The sequence below is a fragment of the Tenacibaculum xiamenense genome, assembly GCF_964513065.1.
GTDB lineage: Bacteria > Bacteroidota > Bacteroidia > Flavobacteriales > Flavobacteriaceae > Polaribacter > Polaribacter xiamenense.
In genome coordinates this window covers 1-4,290 of sequence record NZ_CAZEQU010000009.1, presented here as the reverse complement: position 1 = coordinate 4,290, position 4,290 = coordinate 1, and the positions used below count along the sequence as shown (strand labels likewise).

Genomic DNA, 4,290 nt, shown 5'->3' with positions numbered 1-4,290 from the left:
CGAGAACTAATTCGAAGATGGCATTACTTCTCGATACAAAATTTCACTTCATTGCATTCTGTGAAATTCCACTCGAAGTGACAATAGAACAAAACGACACTGTCAGTTCGAGTGATTTTGTGCAGTGAAACGGAGTAAAATAGTATCGAGAACTAATTTGAACTCAGTATCACTTCTCGATACAAAATTACACTCCACTGCGTTGTGTGAAATTTCATTCGAAGTGACAGTAAGAAAAAAGAAATAGGAAGAAAAATGAAAATTTTAAAACTTTGGATTTCAAAATACAACAATTTAGAAGATGTAGAATTTGACTTTAAAGACAGTCCGTTAATAACCTTACTAGTGGGAAGAAATGGATTAGGTAAATCTAATTTTTTAGAGGCAATTACAGCAATTTTCACGAAACTTCATTTAGTTAAAACGGAAGAAGAATTAACTACAGAAGTATCAAGTGATTTTTTTAGTTACATTATTGAATATCGGTGCAGGGATAATCATATTCGAATAGAAGCCAAAGATTCCAAATTATTAATTTTCGTAAAGAATGATGAGCAAGATAAGTTTTCGGTTATATCATTTTCAAAGTTTAAAAAGGAGAGAAATAGTAAATATCTACCAGATTATGTAATCGCTTATTACTCTGGAGAAAATAAGAGAATAGAATCATTATTTTCAACACATAAGAAAAAAAGAATAGATATTCTGAAAAAAGATGGAATCGGAGATATCTTAGGAAGATTCTTTTTTACCGACGAAAATTTTGGAGAGTTAATTTTTTTAATGTTATGGATTTTCAAGGACTCAAAAGAATACTCTGAGCTAGTAGGCAGAATTTTTAAAGAGTTTTTACATGTTGAATATACCAGTGAAATAAGTGTAACCTTGAAATCACCGGACTTTTATAAAGAGAAGCAACATGATGGGGTATTAGAAATTCAGAGCAATAGTGATTATAGTAAGGATATTTGGAATTTAAATGGTAAAGTTCAGAAGTTTATTAAAGTTTTACTTTATAATCATTCAGAACATTCAGAACATTCAGAACCTATAATGTATCAAGAAGATAAAAGAGAGTACATTAAGCTAATCCATTTAGATTTTGAAAAATTAGTTGATCAAATAATAGAAGAATATAAGAACCCTGTACAATTTTTTGATGTTTTAGAAGCGGCTTATAATATTGGAATTTTTCATGAGATAAAATCTACAATTAATAAACAAGGAGCAAGAATTCAGCATAATTATGCACAATTAAGTGAAGGAGAACAACAACTGCTCACTGTACTAGGATTAATTCTATTCACAGGCGAATATGATACCTTGTTTCTTTTTGATGAGCCAGATACCCATTTAAATCCGCAATGGCAGAGAAATTTCCCAGAATTATTGGATAATTTTAACATCAATAATGAGAATAGTCAAATACTTGTAGCCACACATAGCCCACTAATTGTTCAATCTTCAGAAAAAGCAGATACTTTTTTATTTAGAAAAGAAGGAGATAAGGTTGTAATAGATCAAAATATGCATCATCTAAGAAATTGGAGGATTGATCAGGTACTTACAAGTAGTTATTTCAATTTGAATAGTGCAAGACCCGTCCATATGGATGACTACATGGTTCTTAGAGAAAAATTAATGAAATCTAATAAATTAACCGAACGAGACGCCGAAGATTTGAAAAAATTCGAGAATGATTTTGGAGTACTACCAACAGGTGAAACAAGTTATGAGATAAGAACCTTTCAATTAATGAATTCGGTTATAGAAGCTAATAAAAATGATAAGGATTAAGAGAAGGCAAAAGTGTCCTGAAATTAAAAATCAACAGAGACAGAATAAAATTTTAATTGAAACAGATGAATTGAAAAATAAGTTTGAAGAATCACAGGTAGACTATGAAAGAAGGACGAAAACTTTGAGTTTCGATTCCAAAATTTATGCGCATGAAAGTATAAAAAATATTTTGAAAACAAGTCAATTTGGAAAATGTGCTTTTTGCGAGAGTAACATAACTCACATATCACATGGCGATGTAGAACACTTTAGACCTAAGAAAGGGTATTGTCAAAATAATAACGATGAACTACATGGTCCAGGTTACTATTGGTTAGCATATGATTTTGAAAATTTAATGTTGGCATGCCAAGTGTGCAATCAACGTGAAAAAAAGAATCTATTTCCTTTAAGAAACCCAGAAAAAAGAAAAATCAGCCATAATGATGCTAATAGTTTAAAAAAAGAAAAACCATTTTTTATTAATCCTCTAAATGAAGAACCAAGTTTTTTCATCAAATTTCATGGCGCACAAGCAGTAGGAATAGATAAAAATCATAGAGGTAAAAAGACAATAGAAAACATAGGACTTAACAGGAAAGGTAAGAATGGAATTAGTGATTTGTTTGAAATGAGGCTAGATTATTTAAAAAAAGTACAGTATACTTATTTTATAGCTAATTGTAATGTTTCTACTCAAATCAGTAGGGAAAAAATTGATGAAGCAAAGGCTTTGATGCAACAATATAGAAGCCCAAAGAGTCAATATTCTGCAATGATAAGAGACAATTTTCTAGAATTATAATTGATTTAAGTATTAAAATGAACAAAGAATTAGAAAACTTAAAACAACAATTTTTAGAGCATTGGCCTATAGAAAGGCTACATACCATGAAACTAGAAGAATATACTAATACTAATAGAGAAGATTCTTTCTGCTATTGGGTAGAACATGTTACTCGTGATTTAGGGAGTATTGTAGGTGGTAGTTCCTATAAATTTGGTGTTTATAAACGAAATGATACCAGTAAAGCCATTGATGCTGATAATAGAAAAACAGATGATGAGTATGCTTGGTTTACCAAATATGGTGAAACAAGGGAAGAGGCTTTTGATGAAGTAAGAAGTATTATTATACAAATAGCAACTCATGCCCAAAGCGACAATTTAGAAGCCATAGATAGCATTGATTTAGGTACGGCGTATAAATGGAAAATAGCCTTTTTATACGGAAAATATAATTGCTTAAATATTTTTAAAGATGAGGTGTTAAAAACAATAGCGAACCATTTTTATATTGCTTCCTATAAAAAAATGAGTTTATCTTCTTTACATAGATCTTTACTAGAAAAGAAAAGAGAGAATCAAGATTATTTTGAGTTTACCCAGGAACTTTGGGAAATTGCTAACTTAAAAACAGAAGGAGTTAAAAAAGAGTTTTTAGATTGGTTAAAAGAAATAGAAACAAGTAATAAATCTGCATCTTATTTAAGGGCAATAGATATTTTAAATGAAATCTTAGAAACGGATTTATATTTAGAAGTAAACATCTCTAAATTAGAATACTTATATGAAGACCTTATAAAAGAGCAAAGAAATAAGGAGGGTAAGTATTATTATCTAGATGCACCTTCCTATGGTAATGGAGGTTTTTATTCCGCGGCAATAAAGGCATTTATAGAATTTTTAACAACAAAAAATAATATGAAAAATATATTTTTAAAAAAAGAAAGACTGTACAAATTCTCCATGGGAATTTTTTTTAAAAAAACACATCTCAGAAATTTAGTATCGGTTTTTGAAGAGAATCAATGGGCAGTGATGTATAGATATACTGGTGCTGGGCAAGGTAACGATTGGGTTAATAGAGTACAAGTGGGAGATTATGTATACATAACCTTTGGAAAAGATAAACTTTTACATCTAGTACAAATAACTTCTGAGTGCAAAGAATTACCTGATGAGATCAGTAAAATCATTGGAGATTCAGATTATGTGTATCGCGAGTATAAGATAATAACCGAACCAAAAATAGAACATACAAGAGAGTTAAGAGGAGAAGCAAGTTTTTGGTTACCTAGTGGAAATTCAACATTAAAAGAGATAACAGACCTCGAAGAGGCTAATAAAATTTTATTTAATCCTTACTATAATGTAAGTTTTTATAACGAGAAGTATGTTTATAAAAATGAATATAAAGATATAAATAAAGATAAACCTATTACAACCAACCAAATACTGTACGGCCCTCCTGGAACAGGTAAAACCTACGAAACTAAAAAAATAGCAGTAGAGCTAATAGATAAAAAGAACTATGGAGATAGTGAAGAAGCTAGGAAGGAAATAGTAAAGCGTTACAATGAATTGTGTGAAAAGGAACAAATAGTATTTACTACCTTTCACCAATCCATGAGTTATGAAGATTTTGTAGAAGGTATTAAGCCTAGAACAGAGGACAAAAAAGTAACCTATGAAGTAGAGGATGGGATATTTAAGTTAATTAGTGACAAA

Annotated in this window: 2 protein-coding genes and 1 pseudogene; all 3 read left to right on the top strand. The window is 30.0% G+C overall.

All coding sequences use genetic code 11. From position 1 onward, the window contains the following. Positions 1–255 precede the first annotated feature (255 nt). Positions 256–1,797: an AAA family ATPase gene (locus tag ACKTTV_RS01955; RefSeq protein ID WP_408029124.1), complete on the top strand. Its 1,542-nt coding sequence runs from the start codon at positions 256–258 to the stop codon at positions 1,795–1,797. Further along, positions 1,784–2,584 (top strand): HNH endonuclease family protein, encoded by an 801-nt coding sequence (locus ACKTTV_RS01950; RefSeq protein WP_408029123.1) that lies wholly within the window; start codon positions 1,784–1,786, stop codon positions 2,582–2,584. The genes ACKTTV_RS01955 and ACKTTV_RS01950 overlap by 14 nt, the downstream gene beginning before the upstream one ends. A gap of 17 nt (positions 2,585–2,601) precedes the next feature. Continuing rightward, positions 2,602–4,290: pseudogene (locus ACKTTV_RS01945) on the top strand (hypothetical protein); the annotation flags it as partial.